The sequence below is a fragment of the Segetibacter koreensis DSM 18137 genome (assembly GCF_000374045.1).
GTDB classification, from domain to species: Bacteria; Bacteroidota; Bacteroidia; order Chitinophagales; family Chitinophagaceae; genus Segetibacter; species Segetibacter koreensis.
The window spans coordinates 51,728-72,581 of the sequence record NZ_KB893331.1; the positions used below are offsets into that span (position 1 = coordinate 51,728).

Below are 20,854 nucleotides of genomic sequence, written 5' to 3' on the forward strand. Positions count from 1 at the left end.
CTACTGCTCTTGCAATTGCAAAACTTTTACCTTTGACCTTCAATTGCAAAACCTTTCAATTTTAATCATATGCCAGGCTTTGAACTATGGGGCGCAGAAGAGCAGAAAGAAGTAAATGACGTTTTGGAAACCGGAATTTTAATGCGTTACGGGTTTGATGGAGCGAGAAAAGGAATCTGGAAAGCCAAAGAACTTGAGGCAGAAATATGCAACACATTTGGCAGCCAATATGCTCAGCTTACCAGCAGCGGAACTGCCGCGTTAACCACTGCAATGGCAGCATTAGGCATCGGCTATGGGGATGAAGTGATCATGCCCACCTTCACCTTTGTAGCAAGTTTTGAAGCGGTACTGAGCGTCGGCGCTATTCCTGTACTGGTAGATGTAGATAAAACACTAACACTTGACCCGGATGCAGTTAAGGAAGCTATTACGCCAAATACAAAATGTATTATGCCGGTGCATATGTGTGGCAGTATGGCAAATTTAGACGCGTTAAGAAACATTTGCGAACAGCACGACCTGTTATTGCTCGAAGATGCATGTCAAAGCATTGGTGCTACGTACAAAGGCAAAGCTGTTGGCACAATTGGCGATGCAGGAACGTTTAGTTTCGACTTTGTAAAGACAATGACTTGCGGTGAAGGCGGTGTGGTAATGACCAATAAAGAAGATGTATATATAAAATGTGATGGCTACACTGATCATGGACACGATCACAAAGGCGGAGCAGATCGCGGAGCTGATGATCATCCTTTTATAGGTTATAATTACAGAATAAGTGAGTTGCATGCAGCAGTAGGCCTCGCACAAATAAGGAAAGTACAACGATTTTTAGATATTCAGAAGAAAAATTACTCCCAGCTCAGGCAGATTATTTCACAGGTGCCCGAAGTTACTTTTCGTTCAGTTCCTGATCCTGACGGAGATAGCTGCACATTTTTAAGCTGGTTTTTACCTTCTGAAGAAATTACGCAAGCCTTTGTAGAAGAAATGAAATCGCAAGGAATTTTAGGTGGCAACTTTTATTGGTATAAAAACAACTGGCACTATATAAGCAAATGGGATCACTTAAAAAATGCCAGTCTTTTAACTGGTCTCAGCCATGCCGTTACAGAAAAACTGCGATCATATGCAACCCAAAAATTTCCGGCAAGTGACGCCATTATGGGCAGATGCATTTCAACTTCTATAAGTCTCGCATGGACAGATGAACAGATAAAAGAAAAAGGAGAAAAAATGGTAGCTGCCATTCGTAAGGTATTAACTGCTCAACATAACTTAGTTTAAAGTTCCTTTTTAATAGATAAACGGTTGCCGCGTTCCAATACCTTTCCCTTCCAGGTGATCGGTATAAGAAACACTGCCCAATCGAAATTTTACAGGAAATTTAAGTGTTCTTTCAATTTGCAATTCTTTGCGGCAAAAAAAACCTAAAGAATTAAAATAATAAGTTGATGGTACCGTTTTAAGAGCAGAATTACTAATTCCATTCAGGTGATACTGGTTTATAAAAGGCATAAAAACAATTTGAACTTTTTTCGTAGTATCAGCAACGGTTTCCTGTTTCACAGAAGACAGAGCAGTAAAATTACTTTGTCCTTTTGAACAAAAACATACAAATAAAATTAGAAAGAAACAAATGGACGAACATTTCATGTTGCCTGCTTTTATATGTAAATTTACCTCAAATTGTTGAAGGCTTTTTTTAAAGGATACCTGTAACAGATTTTTGGCAAAATTAAAACATCTAATTTGCGAGTTTTGCGGTTTGATCCAAGAGGTAAAAAATGTCATTAAGTCAATCATTACAACAGAAGTTATTACAGAAGTTATCGCCTCAGCAAATTCAGTTGATGAAGTTGTTGCAGGTTCCTACTGCCAATTTGGAAGAACGTGTAAAAGAAGAACTTGAAGAAAATCCCGCCCTGGAGGTTGGTGAAGATGGTCACGATGACTTTGAAGAAGCAGATGATTTTAAAAGCGATTCGGAGGACGATTATGACTCAGAAGTCGGTGCTGATGAATACGACAATATTGATCTTAGCGAGTATGTTTCTGAAGGAGATGATGAAGTCGGGGATTATAAACTGCGCGATGACAATTACCCCGAGATGGATGAAGGAAAGGTTATACCTATAAGGGTTGAAACTTCTTTTCATGAAATGCTTCTAAACCAGTTAGGTATGATGGAACTGGATGACCGTACCAATAAAATAGCTGAACAAATAGTGGGAAGCATTGATGATGATGGGTATTTGCGAAGAGAAATTTCATCGATATCTGATGATTTGGCTTTCAGGCAAAATATTCTTTCTTCAGAGGTGGAAATAGAAGGGCTTATAAAAAAAATTCAACAGTTTGATCCACCTGGTATTTGTGCACGTGATCTTAAAGAGTGTTTGTTACTTCAGCTAAGGCGCAAGCTAAAAGAAGGAAAAGAAGTAGAAATAGCAACGCAGGTGTTAGAGAAGTACTTTGATGAATTCACAAAAAAACACTACGAAAAAATACAGCGTGGTCTTGGGCTTACCGACGAGCAATTAAAAGCGGTTATCAACCAGATCATCAGGTTGAACCCGAAGCCCGGTGGAAACATAGGTGAGGTAAATAAAGCAGAAAGTTACGTTGTGCCTGACTTTTTTATTTATAACAATAATGGTACTCTTGAACTTACTTTGAATAGCAAAAATGCTCCTGACCTTCGCATTAGTGAAGGCTATAGAGATATGCTGAAAGATTATGAAAAAGGAACTAAAAAAGACAAAAGGCAAAAAGAAGCGGTTCTTTTTATAAAGCAGAAAATCGACTCGGCAAAGTGGTTTATAGACATGATTAAACAGCGCCAGCAAACATTGATAGGCACTATGTCAAGTATCATGAACTACCAGAAAGAATTTTTTCTTACCGGTGATGAAACAACACTGAAGCCAATGATCTTAAAAGATATTGCTGAAATGACAGGTCTTGACATAAGTACTGTAAGCCGGGTTGCGAACAGTAAATTTGTGCAAACAGAATTTGGAACTTACCGTTTGAAATTTTTCTTTAGTGAATCTTTAAGTACCGATACAGGTGAAGAGGTAAGTACTCGCGAGGTAAAAAAGATTTTGAGCAACCTGATTGAGGCTGAAGACAAACGAAAACCATTAAGTGACGAACAGTTAACTGACCTGCTGCAGGAAAAAGGTTATAATATAGCTCGCCGTACAGTAGCTAAATACCGTGAACAATTAAACCTTCCTGTTGCCCGGCTGAGAAAGCAGTTATAAGATAAAATGAATTATATTCAACCAATACCAAGACAAGCAGAATTTCCACTTCCCCAGGCTCGGATTTTTAAGTTATTGGCAGCATTCTTTTCTTATCTTTTTCATCCTTTATTTATTTCCGTTTATGTTGCTGCTTACCTTATTTACCTGCATCCTTATTCTTTTTTTGCATTCGATCCGCAACAAAAGTTTTTAAGGCTGCTTTCAATATTTGTAATAACGGCCTTTTTTCCGGCTTTTACCGTTCTCTTATTATGGCGCCTTCAATTTGCGGATTCGATTCTTTTAAAAACTCAAAAAGAAAGAATAATTCCGTATGTAGCTTCTATTATTTATTTTTTCTGGGCTTTTTTCGTTGCCCGAAATCTTGAAGGAACACCACCCATTATGGTATCTTTTTTCCTGGGAACATTTCTTTGTGCGAGTGCGGCTCTTATGGCAAATAATTATTTTAAAATAAGTATGCATGCCTTGGCCGTGGGCGGTGCTGCAACTTTTATGATCTTGGCGGGTTTAGTAACAGGCCAACCAATGGGACCTGCTATTGCAATTGCAACTCTTATAACCGGCATAGTTTGCACTTCAAGATTAATTGTTTCAGATCATCATCCGATGGAAATTTATTGGGGATTAATTTTAGGAGCGCTGAGCCAGTTAGTTGCAGGCTTTTTTATACTGTAAAGTTTTTAAAAGGGTGTGCTATTAAAATGAGATTTAGTGTATACAATAACCGGGGCGACAACAATAATCCGAAAGGCTTGCTTTAGATTATTTTGCTACTGTAGTTTTTTAAGCTTTGTCTTCTTCTTCTTTAAGTTTTTTTACAAAATCGAGTGATGCGTCTACATCGTCTGCCAATAAAGTTATGAGCGATCCTGGTTTTGCATTAGTATAAGCATGCATTATCGCTTCTTTTTCATTTGGTAAAACAGTTACAGTAAGATGCGTCGGCTTTGTTTCGTTTATACCTTCTATAAGTAAATTTATAATCTCATCAGCCGTTCTGCCTCTTAGCGACTCATCTTGTCTTATTATGATTTCGTCGAAGTTTTTTCCTGCTATTCTTCCTAAATCTTTTATATCATCATCTCGCCGGTCACCAGTACCACAAATAATTCCTACCCTTTGAGTTGCGTCCATTTTATTTAAAAAATCACAAAGCAAAGTGAGCCCTGCAGGATTATGTGCAAAGTCAAGCATCAATTGAAATTTTTTAAAGCGAAAAAGATTTAACCTTCCCGGAGTTTGAGTGGGAGATGGAACAAAGGTCAGAAGGGCTTGTTTTATATCATCAATAGTTATGTGACGGTAAAGGTAAGACGCTAAAACGGCAGGCAAAGTGTTCATAATGTTATGTATGGCTTTTCCACCATAAGTTATGGGAATATCAGTTACTTTATGAACCCTTATTTTCCACGTTCCTTTAAAAATAGATACATATCCGTTTTCAAAAACAGCGGCAAAGCCACCTTCTTCACAGTGTGTTTTTATTCGCGGATTGTTTTCATCCATGCTAAATAATGCAATGTTACAACTCAATCCCTCTCTCATGGCATAAACAAGGTCATCATCTGCATTTAATATTGCGAAGCCGTGCGGAAAAACTGTTTCAGGAACAACGGCTTTTACCCTGGCCATTTGTTCCAGATTTTGAATGCCACCCAAGCCAATATGATCGGCACTAATATTGGTAACAATAGCAATATCACAATTTTGAAAGGCAAGGCCTGATTTTAAAATGCCTCCCCTCGCGCATTCCAATACTGCAAAATCAACTGTCGGATCTTTTAAAACGAATTGCGCGCTGACCGGTCCTGTACAATCACCGCGCATCATTAAGTGGTTTTGAATGTAGACTCCGTCAGATGTAGTGAAGCCAACTTTATAGCCAACAGATTTACAAATATGTGCTATTAATCTTGTGGTTGTCGTCTTGCCGTTTGTACCGGTAACAGCTATAATAGGAATACGGCCGCTGCTGCCTTTTGGGAAAAGCATATTAATTACAGGTTCGGAAACATTGCGAGGCAACCCGGCAATTGGTTCAATGTGCATGCGAAAACCTGGCGCAGCATTTACTTCCAATACAGCTCCTCCGTTTTCTGAAATGGGTTCCTTTAAATTTGGAGCCATAATATCTATACCGCAAATGTCAAGTCCAATAATTTTTGAAATTCTCTCTGCCATAAATATATTACCCGAATGCACCTCGTCTGTTACGTCTGTGCTTGTGCCGCCCGTGCTCAAGTTTGCAGTTGGTTTTAGCAGAACTAATTCATCTTTTTGTAAAACAGTATTCAGATCATAACCAAGATCAGATAACATTTTATGAGTAAAATCATCAACTTTTATTTGCGTAAGCACTTTTTCATGTCCAAATCCCCGGCGCGGATCTTTATTTGTCTCGTCTATTAGCCATTGTATCGTGTGTTCTCCATCGCCCACCACACTTGCAGGTGTTCGCAGTGCTGCACAAATAAACTTATGATTTATAACAAGAATTCTGAAATCATAACCGGTAATAAATCTTTCACAAATAACACTGGTATTATATACTTGTGCTGCACCCAAAGCCTTTACTGCATGTTGCCAATCAGTAATGTTGGTTGTGGCGCCTTTGCCATGATTACCATCTATGGGTTTTAAAACAATGGGGTAGTCAATGCGGTCTATAGCATCACGCAATTCTTCTTCATCTCTTACAATTGTGCCTCTAGGTACCGGTATCTCTGCTGCCTGTAATAAGTTTTTGGTTTCCTCTTTATCACCGGCTATATCAACTGCTATGTTAGATGTCGTGCTTGCAATAGTTGCACGAATTCTTTTTTGGTGCACTCCGTATCCTAATTGTACCAGGCTTTCTTTGTTTAGCCTGATGAAAGGTATCCCCCGTTTTACCGCTTCATTTACAATACTGCCTGTAGAAGGGCCTAAACGGGTATCTTCCCGTATTTCACGCAGGTTTTGAATATCAGCTGCCAGTTCATATTCGGTTCCCTCAGCAAGCGCCTGCGCAATTTTCACTGCAGCTTTTCCTGCATATACCCCTGCGTCTTCTTCTATATAGCTGAATACCACAAAATATTCACTTGGTTTACCGGTTCCCCGTGTGCGTCCAAATCCTGTATCCATCCCTGCAAGTGTTTGAAGTTCAAGAGCTATATGTTCTATCACGTGCCCCATCCAGGTACCTTCCTCAACCCTGTGGAAAAACCCGCCGGGTACGCCTTCACTACAGCGATGTGAATACATTGTAGGAATCAGCTTTTCAATTCTTTGTCTGAATCCCGGAATTTTATTTGTAGGAATATGCTCCATGTCTTCGAGATCGACGCGCATTTGAATTAATTTATTTCGCCTGATGCTCCAATAGTTCGGTCCACGCAAAACTTTAGTATCTATTATTCGCATACAAATAAAATTGGGATTGTAGTAATATTAGAAAGGTATAAATTTTATATACTTCTGTCAAACAAATCAATAAAAACAATAACTGTTAAATGAGCCTTTGAAGCGTACAACAACCAATCTTTATTACATCTTATAATTTTTTAAAAAACTTGTTCCGCTGTAAATGGCTTTTTTGCCCCTGATTCTTTTAATATTTAAAATTGTTATATGTTTTAAAATAATCGTTTTATTAATTAAAAAGAATAAATTGCATAAGAAGTTTGCCACTTTAGAAACAGTTAAAGTTAAGGATAACATAGCTGATTGATTGCATTTGCCGTTATTAAACCATAACTTAATTTTACATTTGCACTATTGTCTAAACACTAAGAATGCTGGAAATCAAAGGAAAACTTATTGCAATCGGGGGTGCCGAAGATAAAGGCACAGAAATTCAAAAATTAATGGCTATTCACCATAACCTAAACTTTTTTGAATTAGGCATCCTGCGTAGAATAGTTGACGAAGCGGGAGGTGTTTTAGCCAGGATAGAGGTAATTACAACAGCATCGATGACGCCGTTTGAGGTAGGCAATAATTATTTGGAAGCATTTGGAAGAATCGGATGTACAAACATTGGGGTAATGCACATAAGAACCCGTGAAGATGTACAAAACGAAGAGTATCTTGATAGAATTGAAAAATGTGATGCAGTGATGTTTACTGGCGGAAACCAAATGCGACTCACGTCCATTTTTGGCGGAACCAAGCTGCTTCGAATTGTACAAAACCGTTACAGAAGCGAAGAGTTTATTGTAGCAGGAACTTCTGCCGGTGCTATGGCAATGAGCAATACAATGATTTATGAAGGAGACGCAACAAAAGCTCACTTAAAAGGCGAAGTAAAAATAACTACAGGACTGGCTTTTATGGATAGGGTAATTTTCGATTCTCACTTTGAAAAACGCGGACGTTTTGGTAGGTTGTCGCAAGCAGTAGGCGCAAATCCATCGTGCATTGGTATCGGATTGGGAGAAGACACTGGAATGCTGATAACTGAAGGCAACAAAATGGAGGCAATTGGCAGTGGACTCGTTGTTATTATTGATGGACATGATATCCGGCACAGCAACATTGCTGATATTCCGGAAGGTAGCCCTATGAGTGTAGAAAATATAAGAGTACACCTTTGCGCAAAAGGAAATGGCTTCCTTGTACAAGAGCGCAAATTTGTTGAGCACATGGCTAAAGAAACAACACCTGTAATGAAAGACTGGGACTAACGTTTTTAAAGAATTAAGGTTTGATATAAAGGTATTTGGACCGGTTTTCTTAAAATGGCATAATACACAAAAATTAAATTTTTTATTGAAAGAATAATTAGTTGCCTTAGCATAAGCCTTCAACATCTCATTAGTTGTCTGCCTCCCGCTTAAAAGTTAAGGAATAAGGTTATCGCTGTATTATTCTCACTATTTTTCCAGTGCGTTTTATTTCAACTAATCAGAATAATGCGCCTACGTCCGACATTTATCTTTCCTATTATTTAGAAGAATCCGACGAAACTATACGTGCATTTGGCGATAAATGTGAGTATATTGCTTATTTAATATGAATGTTTTTAAAAGAATTTGCGTGTCTGAAAAACTTTTATTGTTGGCAATCTTTGTTGTAAGTATGTTGCTGATGGCAGGGAATCACAGAAAAAAAAGAAAGAAGATCGTTTTTTTTGGTGACTCTCTTACCAATTTCGGATCGAGACCAGGTGGGTACATACCACGAATATTAAGGATGCTAAAAGACACGGATATTGAATATAATTTCGAACTGGTTGGTGCAGGAGTCAATGGCAATACTGTTTCAGATTTATACAGAAGAATGGATAGAGATATTCTTTCAAAAGGGGCAGATATTGTAGTGATTTTTATTGGTATTAATGATATATGGCATAAGGTTACAGGGGGAGGAACGGATAGAGAAAAATTTGAAACAGTTTATGAAGCTATTATCGAAAAATTAGAGTCTGTAGCTATAAAAGCTGTTCTGTGTACACCAACAGTCATCGGTGAAAAATTACATTATACGAATGAACAGGATGCAGATGTAGAATTGTATAGTGAAATAGTTAGAAATCTCGCATTGAAATATGATCTTCCCCTCGTTGATCTCAGAAAAGCTTTTTTTGATTATATCAATGCTAACAATGTTGAAAATGCTGAGTATAACATTCTTACCTATGATAGGGTGCATCTAAATAATAATGGCAATCAACTTGTTGCTGAAGAAATGTGGAAGGTTTTACAGCAGATTAAGTAATTACGAGTTTTTTTAATAATTCAGACAGTTCATCTGGACGATCCATTATCATCACATGTTCGCCTTTATTAATTGTATAATCTGCATGTACGTAGCTGTAAGGCAAAAGCTTGTCGGCCGAACCATGAATATGAATAACATTATTTGGAATAACCGTATTTCGCCAGGTTAAGATAGCATGTATAGCCCAGCGAATAAATAAAGGGTCTGTGTCTTTTAATATTTCCTGCTGCATTTTTCGTTGCTCAATGCCTTTTGCGCCCAGTATGTTCAGTACAAATTGCCCAGCGGAGTTCTTAATACTATTTGAGTGAAATTTATAAATAGGAACATATCTCCAACATCGAAGGTAACCGGGAATTTCAAAGTAAGTTTTACAACTGGAAATAATAATGACTTTTGCATTAGGATAAACTTTCGCTATTTCGGTAGCCAGCATTCCCCCAAAAGAAACTCCTACAATGGTAGGGTTTTCATCGTTTATAGAAGTAAGCAACTTTTTAGCGTAAGAAGGAATCGTGTCATCTGCCGAGGGTAAAATCCATTGTACAAACTCCGGATCACAAAAAGACAGATTTAGAAATTTGAATGATCTGCTATCTGCACCTAATCCCGATATAAAATAAACCTTTTTCACAATTTTCCCTCTTTCTTTAACTAGTCGTCAATTATGTCTTCACAAGATGCTGAAAGCGGTCTTAATACTTTCTTTGCGAAACTTTTAATAAATATACGATTGCAAAAGACTAAAAACATTCCTTTCTTTATGTATTAAAAACCTGGCTATGAGAAAGTATGATATAAATGAAATAAATAAAAATCTTGAAAATGTAAAAGGCTGGAGTTATCGTAACGAGGCTATTGAGAAAAATTTCGCTTTTAAAGATTTTAGTGAAGCGTTTGCTTTCATGACAAGGGTTGCATTAATTGCCGAAACAATGAATCATCACCCTGATTGGTCAAATGTTTATAATAAAGTAAGCATAAAACTAAGCACACATGATGCAAATGGAATAACTGATAAGGATTTTGCTTTTGCAGGAAAAGTCGACAGATTGTTTTAAAATGGAAAAGAATTATTGAAATAATATATTAGTTATTCTGAGCGGCAAAAGAGGTTCGAACTCTCGACCCTTAGCTTGGGAAGCTAATGCTCTGCCAACTGAGCTACTGCCGCTTAATTCTCTTAAAATTAAAAAATTTATATTAAACTTCAAGTTTCTTTACGAAAAAAAGGGTCTGTACGATTTAAATAAACAAGGAAAAGTAATAATTAACTTTACCGGGTCATTTCATGGCTCACGCATGTGTTGAGTCTAATTTGTTTAATGAAAAAGTTTCAAACTCTTTTACCATATAATTTATAATTTCCTATAATAGATGAAAATCAATCATTATATTGATCACACCATTCTTAAGCCAACTACCCTTATTTCTGAAGTAGAAAAAATATGTGCAGAAGCAAAGGAATTTCGATTTGCTGCTGTTTGTATTCCTCCGCCTTTTGTAAAAAAAAGCAAAGAACTATTGCAGGGAACAGATGTTAAAGTAGCAACTGTTATTGGTTTTCCTTTTGGCTATTCTGCAGTTGAGGCAAAGCTGGCAGAAATATTGTTGTCTATGGTCGACGGCGCAGATGAACTCGATGTTGTAATTAACCTTCTGGCAATAAAAAATAATGATTGGTTATATGTTTCAAATGAAATAAACCACATAATGCCTTTAGTTAAAACTAAAGGAAAAATGATCAAAATTATCATTGAAAGCGGTGTTTTAACTGAGGATGAATTGCTGAAGTGCTGTGAATTATACGGAGCTGCTGGAATTGATTTTTTAAAGACCTCGACTGGTTACGCCGAAAAAGGCGCTACTGTTGAAGCCGTAAGAATAATGAGGAAAAACCTTCCAGCCAATGTGCAGATCAAAGCTTCCGGCGGAATAAGAACTTATGATTTTGCACGGCAGTTAATTGATGCAGGTGCAACGCGGTTGGGATGTAGTGCAAGCGTAGCGATTATAAACCAGGAGGCATCTTCTAAAGCTGACTATTAAAAATATGAAAACGTTATTATTTTTTATTTCTCTTTTTATTATTACGCCTATTATTGCACCGGCCCAACTGGTAAGCAACGATTCTGTGCCAACTGTCATAGTTCATAAAGATCCACGATTTGATGAGCTGGCGGCAATGCAGGCTGAAATAAATAAAAAGTCCTATCTATCTACATCGCATTTTATTCCCGGGTTTCGAATTCAGGCAGCAAATACTCAAAACCGTGATGAGGCGAACGCAGTAAAAGCAGAATTGCTACGCAGGTTTCCCGATCAGAAGTCTTACTTGTTATACCAGTCGCCCAACTTTCGCGTCAGGATAGGAAACTTTCTTACCCAAAAAGACGCCCTGCCGCTGCGGAAAAAAATCTCAGCCCTGTACCCGGGGAAAGGAATCTATATTGTTCCTGATATTATTGAGCATAAGCCTGCCGCAGATGAAGAGGACCAGGAGGAAAAATAACCAATGTAGAGTATAACTTTACCGCATGTTAAAAGAGCAAATAAAGTCACTTGCGCTACAATATCAACAGGAGTTTATTGAGGTGCGGCATTATCTTCATGCCCATCCGGAACTAAGTTACCAGGAGTTTGAAACATCAAAATACATTCAGCAAAAACTTACTGATTATAATATCCCCTTCGAGGTTAAAGCAACAACCGGGGTGGTTGGCCTGATAGAGGGAAGAAATCCTGGAAGCCGTGTGATTGCGTTACGTGCAGATATGGATGCACTACCTATTCTGGAAGAAAATGAAATAGCATACAAATCAGCAACTGAAGGCGTTATGCACGCATGTGGACATGATGTACATACAACCTGCCTGCTTGGTGCATCAAAAATATTACAGGAGTTGAAAGAAGAATGGGAGGGGACAATAAAGCTGATTTTTCAACCGGGGGAAGAAAGAAATCCCGGTGGCGCGAGCTTTATGATTAAAGATGGCGCTTTAGAGAATCCAAAACCCCAGGGCATTTTTGGCATGCATGTTCATCCTGGACTGCCCATAGGAAAATTTAGTTTTCGGAAAGGGCGGGTAATGGCAAGCGCCGATGAAATTTATATCACGATAAAAAGCAAAGGGGGACATGCTGCTGCACCTCACCTTACTGCTGATACCATTTTAATTGCGTCAAATTTAATTGTAAGTCTGCAACAAATTATAAGTAGAAATAATAATCCTACATCTCCATCCGTCTTATCTATTTGTTCTATACAAGGAGGTCACACAACCAACGTCATTCCCAGTGAAGTGAAATTAAAGGGTACTTTCAGGGCAATGGATGAAGAGTGGAGACGAAAGGCACACCATCTAATAAAAAAACAATCCGAAGAACTTGTACATGCCATGGGAGCTGAGGCAGATGTTCTCATAGATGTAGGCTATCCTTTTGTTGACAATGACCCAGTTTTGACCGAAGTCGGTTGGCATTTGGCAAATGACTACTGGGGGCAGGAAAACATAGAAGAAACAGAACTAAGAATGGGTGCAGAAGACTTTGGATATTATACCCACGTTGTGCCTGGCTGCTTCTACAGGCTTGGTGTACGGAATGAAGAAAAAGGAATAACGCACAATGTTCATACACCTAAATTTAATATTGATGAGAATGCGATTGTAAACGGCATACAAATGATGGCTTGGCTTGGAGCTAAAGCGGCAATTTGATTTTGAGGTTAATTAAATGAAGTTAAAGTAAGTGTTCGGTTCTATTTTATCACTCGCTTTAACTTCATTATCATTAGTAGTATTTTAAATAAACAGCAAACTTTAATAACCTAGTTATTGAAGTCTGCTGTTTCGATTTTTTGTAAAAAAGTTTTAAAAGCACAGAAACCTATATAATAAACCTTTTCGAGATATAGAGTAAGTTTCGCAAAAATTATCTTAAATAATACCAGCCAGCTCAAGGCTTCTTCTTTTCAATTTGATAATTTCATAATCTTCAATAATAGGATCTGCGGTAAGAACAAGGGAAATCCTGTTTTCTTTCCACCAGTTGTCTTTTAATTGAGAAATATGAATGACTCCTACCAGGTATTTTCTTTCTGCTTCTGCATGCCATTCTTCAATCCATTCAAATTTTTCCCGTGGCACATAATCCCAATCATCAAAGCTTACGTAAACTTTTATATAAAAGTCATTTGTAAGCTCATTTGGGGTATGGTGATATAATTTTTTATACTCGTATTTGTAATCGTAACGCAAAGCAGAAAGGTCACTTAAAACTGCTGAAGCGGTAGGAAAACTGCCTGCTCCCTTTCCATAAAAAAACTGTTTATCAGCAAAGCCACTTTCTATTACAACTCCATTGTATTGATATTTTACAAAAGCAAGCGCATCATCATGCTTAATAAACTGAGGTAAAACAAAAGCAGCTACTTTCCCGTTTTTTAGTTTTTTTGCCTGCGCCACCAGCTTTATATCGACCTGCTTTTCTTTAGCCACCAATGCATCGCTAAGTTGAATATTTTGAATACCAGAAAATAATATGTTATCAGGATGTTCGACAATTCCATATGCATGGTTTAATAAGATGCTGAGTTTGTTTACAGCGTCATATCCTTCCACGTCTAATGCCGGATTACTTTCAGCAAATCCTAATTGCTGGGCAAGCATAAGTGCCTGGCTGAAGTTTAGCCTGTCCTCAAACATTTTAGAAAGAATGAAGTTCGTAGAGCCATTGATTATTCCTTTAATAGAATGCAGCAGGTCATTGTCATAATACTCTTCAAGATTTCTTATGACCGGAATGCTTGCGCACGCAGCCGCTTCGTATAGAAACGGCAATTGAGTTTCCTGCTGCAGTTGCAGAATTTCACGAAGATGATCCGCAATCATTTTTTTGCTTGCACTTACAACTGCTTTTCCATTTCGCAAGGCTATAGTTACAATTTCAAATGCTGCCTCGGGGTCGTCTATCACCTCTACGATAACATTGATATCATTATCAAAAAGAAGATCTTCTTTATTTGTAGTAAAAAGTTCGGCAGGAGCATTCCTTGTTTTAGAAGGATGTTTGATACAAACTTTTTTTATTTGTGCTTTAAGCGACGGTGTTTGCTGAAGTACTTTATATAATCCTTCTCCAACTACTCCAAATCCAAATATTCCGATTGTCAGGCTTTTGTGTGCGTCCATTATTTTTTCTAAAGTTATTAAATGATTACAAATCCATTTTCTTCCATTTGAGCCATAAAGAATTTCCGGCCAAAACAACATCGCTCAATCCCATGGCAAGGGCACCTGCAGTGGGAGTAAGCAAGCCAACAGCAGCTACAGGAATAGCAATTAAATTATATAGAAAAGCCCAGAAAAGATTTCCTTTTATAGTGCCATACGTCGCCTTTCCTAATTGCATTGCCAAAGGTAATTTTTTAAGGCCATTATCCATTAAAACAACTGTGGCACTTTGTATGGCAAGTTGCGAAGCTTTGCTTAAAGAGATGCTAATAGTTGCTTTTGCAAGCGCGGGTGCATCGTTTATACCATCGCCAACCATTACAGTTGGTTGTTCGTTGACAAGTTGCTCTATTTTTTCGAGTTTTTGCTTCGGGGTTTGCCCTGCAATCACTTCGTCTATCTGCAGCTCATCAGCTATTTGCTTCGTTTTTGCAAATGTATCACCACTTAATAAAATTGTCTTTATGTTTTTCTTTTTGCAAAAGTTAATGACCTCTTTTGCTTCTGTTCGCAATTGGTCTGCCATATCTATCCACCCTAAAAGCTGACCGTTTTTTGTTACATACAAATTGTGATCTTTTTCCCTTATGTTTTCATCAATATTTGCTGAGCCTATTAAAAAAATATTTCCTTCTTTATCTTCTCCTTTCATACCAACACCTTTCAGCTCTTCTACTTTTTTCCATCTTAAAGTACTGCTGCTTTTCCATGTGTCAGCAATGCTTTTAGCTATAGGGTGGTTTGAAAGTTTTTCAAGGGAAAATACAATTTTCTTAAATTCTTCGTCAGAAATTTCTGTCTTGTAAGCGTTAATAGTAAACTTTCCATTCGTTAGTGTTCCTGTTTTATCAAAAACAATTTGTTTTATATTTTTAAATAGTTCCATGCTTTTTGTATCTGTGTATAAAACACCTTGTTTGGCCGCCCTGCCTAAACCTACGGCTATTGCTGCCGGGGTTGCAAGACCCATTGCGCACGGACAAGAAATAACCAATACTGCAATTGACCGCATAAGACTTTCCTGGAAAGTGTGAGAAGCAAAAAAGTAATTAACAGCCAAAGTAAACAGTGAAATCGCTATTACAGCAGGTACAAATACTGCACTTATTTTATCTGCGAGCTTTTGCACTGGTGGCTTGTTGCCTTGTGCCTGCTTCATCATTTGTACAATGCTGTTTAAAACCGTTTCATTTCCTGTGGCAGTAACGTAGGTCTTTACCGTTCCGTTTGAAATAACACTACCACCAATTAAGATATCATTTTGCTTTTTAAAAACAGGTACACTCTCCCCCGTTATGATTGCTTCATTCACTTCGGCTTCACCACTTAGGATCTTGCAGTCCATAGGCACCTGTTCGCCTGTTTTAATCAATAAAAGATCGCCTACTTTAAGATGTGTGTTTTCTACAGGAAACACATGTTCATTATGCTGGTCGTCATACGCTATCATATTTGCCATTACTTTTTCATTCCTGGTTAATTCCTTAATGGCTTTCTGTGTCTTCACAACCGTCATATGTTCAAGCCATTCACCAAAAAAAACGATAGTGATAATGGATGCGGAAGTTTCAAAAAAGATTTTAGTTATGTCTGCAGTGATGAGACCGATCAGGCTATATATAAAAGCTGCAGTTGCGCCTAATGCAATAAGAACATTCATATTTGGCACTCCTGACCTTAAACTGTTAATTGCACTCTTACCAAAATAACTCATCCCCACAATGTAAACCGGGATGCATAAAATAAGCTGAATAGTAGGATTGTGCAAAAAATGAAGATCCATAGTCATGCCCCAGTGCGCTAGCATTAACACTAGCGTAAACGGAAGGCAAAACCAAAATTTTTGAATGTGAGTATGCAAGAACTTTTTTGTAGGTTGTGATGTTGTTGACGTGGTGTCTGCTTTTACAGTATATCCTAATAATTCTATGTTCTTTTTTGCTTTTTCCACATTTCCCTCTACAGACGCGGCTTCAAACACCACATCTCCCGTAATAGGATTAACAGCAATATCTTGCATGCCCTGCTTTTGTAAAACCTTATTTACACTTAAAGCACAGTTGCTACAGGTCATTCCTTCCACTTTCCAGTTCACCTTTTCCATCTTTTGCTCTTTTAGGCTCGAGTTCAATTGTAAGTTGTTTTTACAAAGTTACTTTACCATCTAGTGGAACATTTATTCGCAGCACTTTATCTTTACTACAATGTTGCAATTACAACGAAAAAAATGAAAAATTTACAATACGTTTACACATGCACTTTAGTTATAAGCTGGAAGAAATAAAACAGGCTGCGCATAAAATATTCGAATATAGCAACGGTAAAAAAGTCTGGGCAATACATGGAGATATGGGTTCTGGTAAAACAACATTCATTCATGCTTTGTGTGAAAATTTTGGAGTTACTTCAGCTATCGGAAGCCCCACCTACGCAATTATTAACGAATATAAAAGCAATGAAGGAGTTATCTATCACATGGATTGGTACCGTTTAAAAGATGAAGAAGAAGCATTACAGGCAGGCGTTGAAGAGTGTTTATTGAGTGGAAATCTGTGTCTCGTTGAATGGCCTGAAAAGGCGCCTTCTTTATTGCCTTTAGATAGTTATCATATTAATATTGCTGTATTAGATGAGGAAACACGAACTATCTCTGTTACCGGCATGTAAAGCCATCATTATTAAAATTGCTAAAAACATCATAGCTTTAATGCTTTAAATGAAATCCAGTATTCTTTTTCGAACCAATATAATCAACCTTAACTCTACATGGCATCTGCAAAACCTGTGATCAGCACTGCTTTTTCTTATGAAACTTTGGAAGAAACCCTTGATATAAAAACAAAGGGTGCAGAATTACACATTGGCATACCTAAAGAAACTGCTTTCCAGGAAAACCGGATCGCACTAACACCTGAAGGGGTGAGTGTATTGGTTAACAACGGGCATCACGTAGTAATTGAAAATACAGCAGGGGATGGCAGCAAATATAGCGACAGAGACTATAGCGAAGCGGGGGCTAAAATAGAATATAACCGTAAAGAAGTTTTTAAAGCGCCAATACTGGTAAAAAGTGCCCCAGTGGTCGAGGAAGACCTTCCGTTGCTTCAAATGAATCAAACGATTATTTCTCCTATCCATTTATCCGCCATGAAAGGAGAGTTTCTTCAGGCGATGATGGATAAAAAAATCACTGCTTTAAGTTTTGAAAACCTTAAAGATGACAGTGGCACTTACCCGATCGTGAGAAGTATGAGTGAAATAGCCGGCGGGGCAATTATGTTAATTGCAGGCCAGTATCTTGGTTGTGCTAACAACGGGAAAGGTGTTTTGCTGGGTGGCATAAGTGGAATTCCCCCATCTAAAGTTATCATTATTGGTGCGGGTGTGGTAGGCGAATTTGCTACACGCACAGCCTTGGCACTAGGTGCTTCTGTAAAGGTTTTTGATAACAATATCTACCGTTTAAAAAGATTGCAAAACAATCTTGGAGTAAGGGTTTGGACAAGTGTTATAGAGCCAAAAATTCTGGCAAAACAATTGAAAACATGCGAAGTGGCTGTAGGAGCGTTGAGCAGTGAATTTGGCCGAACACCTATTTTGGTTACTGAAGAAATGGTGGCCGCGATGCGTGCGGGCAGTGTAATAATAGATGTCAGCATAGACAGGGGTGGATGCTTTGAAACAAGTGAAATAACAAGCCACGAAAGACCCACTTTTGTAAAACACGGTGTAATTCATTATTGTGTTCCAAACATTCCGAGCGGCTTTGCCCGAACTGCAAGCCAGGCTATCAGCAATGTACTTATGCCATTACTATTAAATATAAGTGAGGAAGGTGGAGTGGAAGAAATGGTGTGGCACGACTTCAATCTTAGAAATGGAATTTATATTTACAAAGGATACCTGACAAATTTTTACTTAAGCCAGCGTTTCGACTTAAAATACACAGACCTCAACCTGCTTATTGCCAGCAGGAGGTAAATTTTTAGCTTTTATTGTTTTGGCGCTTTGCAATGGTCTTTTAGTTCTTCTTAAAGCAATAAAAGATTGAATCTAAAATTCTCTTATGTCAACAGAAAAACAAAAAATGCTGAGCGGTGAGTTGTACGATGCTACCGATCAGCAGCTAGTGAATGAAAGGAGACAGGCAAGGTTGCTTTTTAAGCAATTTAACGATACTACAGATGATCAACAAGAACTAAGGCAGCAAATTTTAAAAGAGTTAATTCCATCGCAGGGGATAGGTTTATGGATAGAGCCGCCTTTTTTCTGCGACTATGGAAGTAATATAAGTGTAGGCGATAAGGTTTTTTTCAATTTTAATTGTATTGTTCTCGATGTGATGAAGGTTACTATTGGAAGTAATGTTTTGTTTGGCCCTTCTGTACAAATATATACTGCTACACATCCCATGAACTGGAAGGAAAGGGCATCAGGTCTTGAATTTGCAAAGCCGATTACAATAGGTTCAGATGTATGGATAGGCGGAGGAGTGATAATTTGTCCTGGTGTTACTATTGGTAGTCGCTCGGTAATTGGGGCAGGAAGCGTTGTTACAAAAGATATTCCTGACGATGTGTTTGCAGCAGGAAATCCCTGTAAACCTAAAAAGGCTTTATAGGTTTACAGCACTCGGTTTATCTTAGAATTTCTAAAAATCAATCCCTTTATTTGTAAGTAAAAATTAAACGAGGGCACACGTTTCAATTATTTAATTGTCCTGAAAACTGCTTCATTCACCTTAACAGGATATTTCTTTTTCAATTCCTCTATCCACTTATCTTCAATTTCCTGTTGGTAGTCGCTTATAACCATTCCACGGGCATCTTCAAAAGTTCGATCATCAGGACCTTGATAAACTCGAATCACATAATTAAAAGTGTATGACTCATCGCTTGTATTTTTTACAGGATAGGTTAGTAAACCTGGGGTAAAATTTGTTCTTTCTGCAACTGCTAATTGTCCAAGCTCAAAGCGGCCGCTGTCTGCAGTTACATCGTTTCCATTATTGGCTGTTATTTTTCTCCAGTTGCTTAGGCTGTCCTTTAGTTTCTGCTGCATCTCTTCAGCAAGCTTTTGTGTTTTACAGGTAACGATAATTGCATCGGCACTGGCAGGCCATTTATATTTTGATTTGTGCAAATTATAATATTGTATCAGCCCGGCGGTATCAGTGTTAGCCTTACTCCACACATTTTTCTCCATTACACCAAACAACAAATTCGCTTCTTTAAACTCTTTTACCTGTTGTGAAAATCCTGAATTATAATCATCAAGATGTTTGCGATAATAGTCATCAGCAGATGCCTGTATGAATTTTTTAAATAACTCAGAATAATTTTCTTTTGCATTTCGGCCTGCTGCACTTTCTGAACTTTTTACAAATTGCACCCAATCACTGGCTTTTATGTTTTGCTTTGCAAATGAAAACAACAACGTATTTTCATTTATTCCTTTCACATTTTTAGTGTTTGGGTTGCTTATGTCACTATCTGTAAAAATAAAAAGAGCTTTTTCATTGAAGTTCGCTGGCTTATATTTTATCAACGCCAACTTTTTGTCGATCAGCTCCTTCTTCGATTTCTCCATGCGGTTATCCTTCGCTACCTGCTCCTCAAGAGTGGCAAGTGCTGCAGGATTATTCGGATCGGGAACAGGTTTTGCTTCAATTAGTTTTAGTATATGATAACCATAAGAAGTTTGAAAGGGCTTTGAAAAATCTCCCGGCTTTTGTAATGAAAAAGCTACTGACTCAAACTCCGGGCTATAAGTTCCGCTTGTAAATTCAGGCAATTCGCCCTTGTTATTGTTGCTGCTAAGATCGTTACTAACTTTTGCTGCCAGATCTTCAAAACTTGTTCCTTTGACAAGAAGGTTATAAATGCTATCAGCTTTGCGTGAAGCAATATTCTTTTCTTCTGCTGTAGCGTCAGGAGGAAATGAAATTAAAATTTGTGCTACCCTTCGTGAACCCAGGGACTTTCTTTCACCAATTTTTTTAAATATATGATAGCCTGCTTTGGTTCTTACAGGTGCAGAAAATGAATTTGTTGGTAAATTATAAGCTATGTTTTCAAGATCATATGGCAAGGTAAAAACTGATATAAAGCCCAGATCTCCTTTAGTTTGTTTTGTAGATTCGTCAGTGGAAAATTGCTGGCTTACTGTTCCAAAATCTTTGCCTTCTTTCAATTGTTTATATGCAGTATGAATATTATTGTATGCTTCTGCAGTATCTGCATTCCCCGGCACCTCTATAAATACCTGCGCCAGGTGTATTTCTTTCTGGCTACGTTCGAGAGCTTCTTTTGCCAGTGCTTTTAAATTAGCCTGTTCATTTATAATATTATCTGCAAGCTGGTTTCGAAAATTCTGTAACTCATTTTGTTGTGTCGCATCTTTATCAAGCCCTGCATCATAGGCAGCTTGTACTTTCAGTTTAAACCTGATATACAGATCAAGATAATCCTGCAAGGCTTTTTTACGATTGCCACTAATGTTAGGATTTTTATTAAATGCTTTTACAAACTCATCTTTGGTTACTGCTTTGTTGCCATATGTAAATACATTTTGGGCAATAGAATAATTTACTATAATTATAGAAATTAAGGCTAATGCAATTTTTTTCATCTATTGCTA

General features: G+C 37.7%; 18 protein-coding genes and 1 tRNA gene. 12 read left to right on the plus strand and 7 right to left on the minus strand.

Annotation, left to right across the window (positions count from 1 at the left end):
• Positions 1-69 precede the first annotated feature (69 nt).
• On the plus strand, positions 70-1,290 hold the full coding sequence (locus B154_RS0115175; protein ID WP_018615108.1) for a DegT/DnrJ/EryC1/StrS family aminotransferase: 1,221 nt from the start codon (positions 70-72) through the stop codon (positions 1,288-1,290).
• A gap of 9 nt (positions 1,291-1,299) precedes the next feature.
• Here B154_RS0115175 and B154_RS0115180 read toward each other — a convergent pair whose 3' ends face one another.
• Positions 1,300-1,521, minus strand: a complete 222-nt coding sequence (locus tag B154_RS0115180; RefSeq protein WP_157580793.1) for a hypothetical protein — start codon at positions 1,519-1,521, stop codon at positions 1,300-1,302.
• 269 nt (positions 1,522-1,790) lie between these two features.
• Here B154_RS0115180 and rpoN point away from each other — a divergent pair, with 269 nt between their 5' ends.
• Complete coding sequence (gene rpoN, locus B154_RS0115185; protein WP_026260216.1) at positions 1,791-3,272, plus strand: RNA polymerase factor sigma-54; 1,482 nt, start codon at positions 1,791-1,793, stop codon at positions 3,270-3,272.
• Positions 3,273-3,278: 6 nt separating this feature from the next.
• Positions 3,279-3,953 carry a hypothetical protein gene (locus B154_RS0115190; RefSeq protein ID WP_018615111.1) on the plus strand — a complete coding sequence of 225 codons (675 nt, stop codon included), beginning with the start codon at positions 3,279-3,281 and terminating at the stop codon, positions 3,951-3,953.
• A 108-nt stretch (positions 3,954-4,061) separates the two neighbouring features.
• On the opposite strand, the gene cphA is transcribed toward B154_RS0115190, so the two are convergent.
• A complete protein-coding gene (cphA, locus tag B154_RS0115195) occupies positions 4,062-6,683 on the minus strand; it encodes a cyanophycin synthetase (RefSeq protein WP_026260218.1) in 2,622 nt (873 codons plus the stop codon).
• 371 nt (positions 6,684-7,054) lie between these two features.
• On the opposite strand from cphA, the gene B154_RS28705 reads away from it, so the two are divergent.
• The gene (locus B154_RS28705) at positions 7,055-7,945 is read left to right on the plus strand and encodes a cyanophycinase (protein ID WP_018615114.1); all 891 of its coding nucleotides are present in this window, start codon (positions 7,055-7,057) and stop codon (positions 7,943-7,945) included.
• Between the two features lie 352 nt (positions 7,946-8,297).
• The gene (locus B154_RS0115210; RefSeq protein ID WP_018615115.1) at positions 8,298-8,978 is read left to right on the plus strand and encodes an SGNH/GDSL hydrolase family protein; all 681 of its coding nucleotides are present in this window, start codon (positions 8,298-8,300) and stop codon (positions 8,976-8,978) included.
• Here the strand turns inward: B154_RS0115210 and B154_RS28710 are convergent.
• Positions 8,971-9,615, minus strand: a complete 645-nt coding sequence (locus tag B154_RS28710; protein ID WP_018615116.1) for an alpha/beta fold hydrolase — start codon at positions 9,613-9,615, stop codon at positions 8,971-8,973. The genes B154_RS0115210 and B154_RS28710 overlap by 8 nt on opposite strands.
• 148 nt (positions 9,616-9,763) lie before the next feature.
• Here B154_RS28710 and B154_RS0115220 point away from each other — a divergent pair, with 148 nt between their 5' ends.
• Positions 9,764-10,042 (plus strand): 4a-hydroxytetrahydrobiopterin dehydratase, encoded by a 279-nt coding sequence (locus B154_RS0115220; protein ID WP_018615117.1) that lies wholly within the window; start codon positions 9,764-9,766, stop codon positions 10,040-10,042.
• A gap of 40 nt (positions 10,043-10,082) precedes the next feature.
• Here the strand turns inward: B154_RS0115220 and B154_RS0115225 are convergent.
• Positions 10,083-10,155: transfer RNA gene (locus B154_RS0115225), tRNA-Gly, on the minus strand.
• Between the two features lie 203 nt (positions 10,156-10,358).
• Between B154_RS0115225 and deoC the strand changes: the two genes are divergently transcribed.
• Genes deoC through B154_RS0115240 form a run of 3 tightly spaced genes read left to right on the plus strand, consistent with a single transcriptional unit; the run spans position 10,359 to position 12,700 of the window.
• The gene (gene deoC / locus B154_RS0115230) at positions 10,359-11,030 is read left to right on the plus strand and encodes a deoxyribose-phosphate aldolase (protein ID WP_018615118.1); all 672 of its coding nucleotides are present in this window, start codon (positions 10,359-10,361) and stop codon (positions 11,028-11,030) included.
• Positions 11,031-11,034: 4 nt separating this feature from the next.
• On the plus strand, positions 11,035-11,493 hold the full coding sequence (locus B154_RS0115235) for an SPOR domain-containing protein (protein WP_018615119.1): 459 nt from the start codon (positions 11,035-11,037) through the stop codon (positions 11,491-11,493).
• 25 nt (positions 11,494-11,518) lie between these two features.
• Complete coding sequence (locus B154_RS0115240; RefSeq protein WP_018615120.1) at positions 11,519-12,700, plus strand: M20 metallopeptidase family protein; 1,182 nt, start codon at positions 11,519-11,521, stop codon at positions 12,698-12,700.
• A gap of 219 nt (positions 12,701-12,919) precedes the next feature.
• Here the strand turns inward: B154_RS0115240 and B154_RS0115245 are convergent, their stop codons facing one another.
• On the minus strand, positions 12,920-14,173 hold the full coding sequence (locus tag B154_RS0115245; RefSeq protein ID WP_018615121.1) for a homoserine dehydrogenase: 1,254 nt from the start codon (positions 14,171-14,173) through the stop codon (positions 12,920-12,922).
• A gap of 25 nt (positions 14,174-14,198) precedes the next feature.
• Complete coding sequence (locus B154_RS0115250) at positions 14,199-16,319, minus strand: heavy metal translocating P-type ATPase (protein WP_018615122.1); 2,121 nt, start codon at positions 16,317-16,319, stop codon at positions 14,199-14,201.
• Between the two features lie 149 nt (positions 16,320-16,468).
• Here B154_RS0115250 and tsaE point away from each other — a divergent pair, with 149 nt between their 5' ends.
• From tsaE to B154_RS0115265, 3 genes are all read left to right on the plus strand, one after another.
• Positions 16,469-16,882: a tRNA (adenosine(37)-N6)-threonylcarbamoyltransferase complex ATPase subunit type 1 TsaE gene (gene tsaE, locus B154_RS0115255; RefSeq protein ID WP_018615123.1), complete on the plus strand. Its 414-nt coding sequence runs from the start codon at positions 16,469-16,471 to the stop codon at positions 16,880-16,882.
• 99 nt (positions 16,883-16,981) lie between these two features.
• Positions 16,982-18,196 carry an alanine dehydrogenase gene (locus tag B154_RS0115260; RefSeq protein ID WP_018615124.1) on the plus strand — a complete coding sequence of 405 codons (1,215 nt, stop codon included), beginning with the start codon at positions 16,982-16,984 and terminating at the stop codon, positions 18,194-18,196.
• A gap of 85 nt (positions 18,197-18,281) precedes the next feature.
• The gene (locus B154_RS0115265; protein WP_018615125.1) at positions 18,282-18,836 is read left to right on the plus strand and encodes a sugar O-acetyltransferase; all 555 of its coding nucleotides are present in this window, start codon (positions 18,282-18,284) and stop codon (positions 18,834-18,836) included.
• 86 nt (positions 18,837-18,922) lie between these two features.
• Here B154_RS0115265 and B154_RS0115270 read toward each other — a convergent pair whose 3' ends face one another.
• The gene (locus B154_RS0115270) at positions 18,923-20,845 is read right to left on the minus strand and encodes a foldase protein PrsA (RefSeq protein WP_018615126.1); all 1,923 of its coding nucleotides are present in this window, start codon (positions 20,843-20,845) and stop codon (positions 18,923-18,925) included.
• Positions 20,846-20,854: the final 9 nt, after the last annotated feature.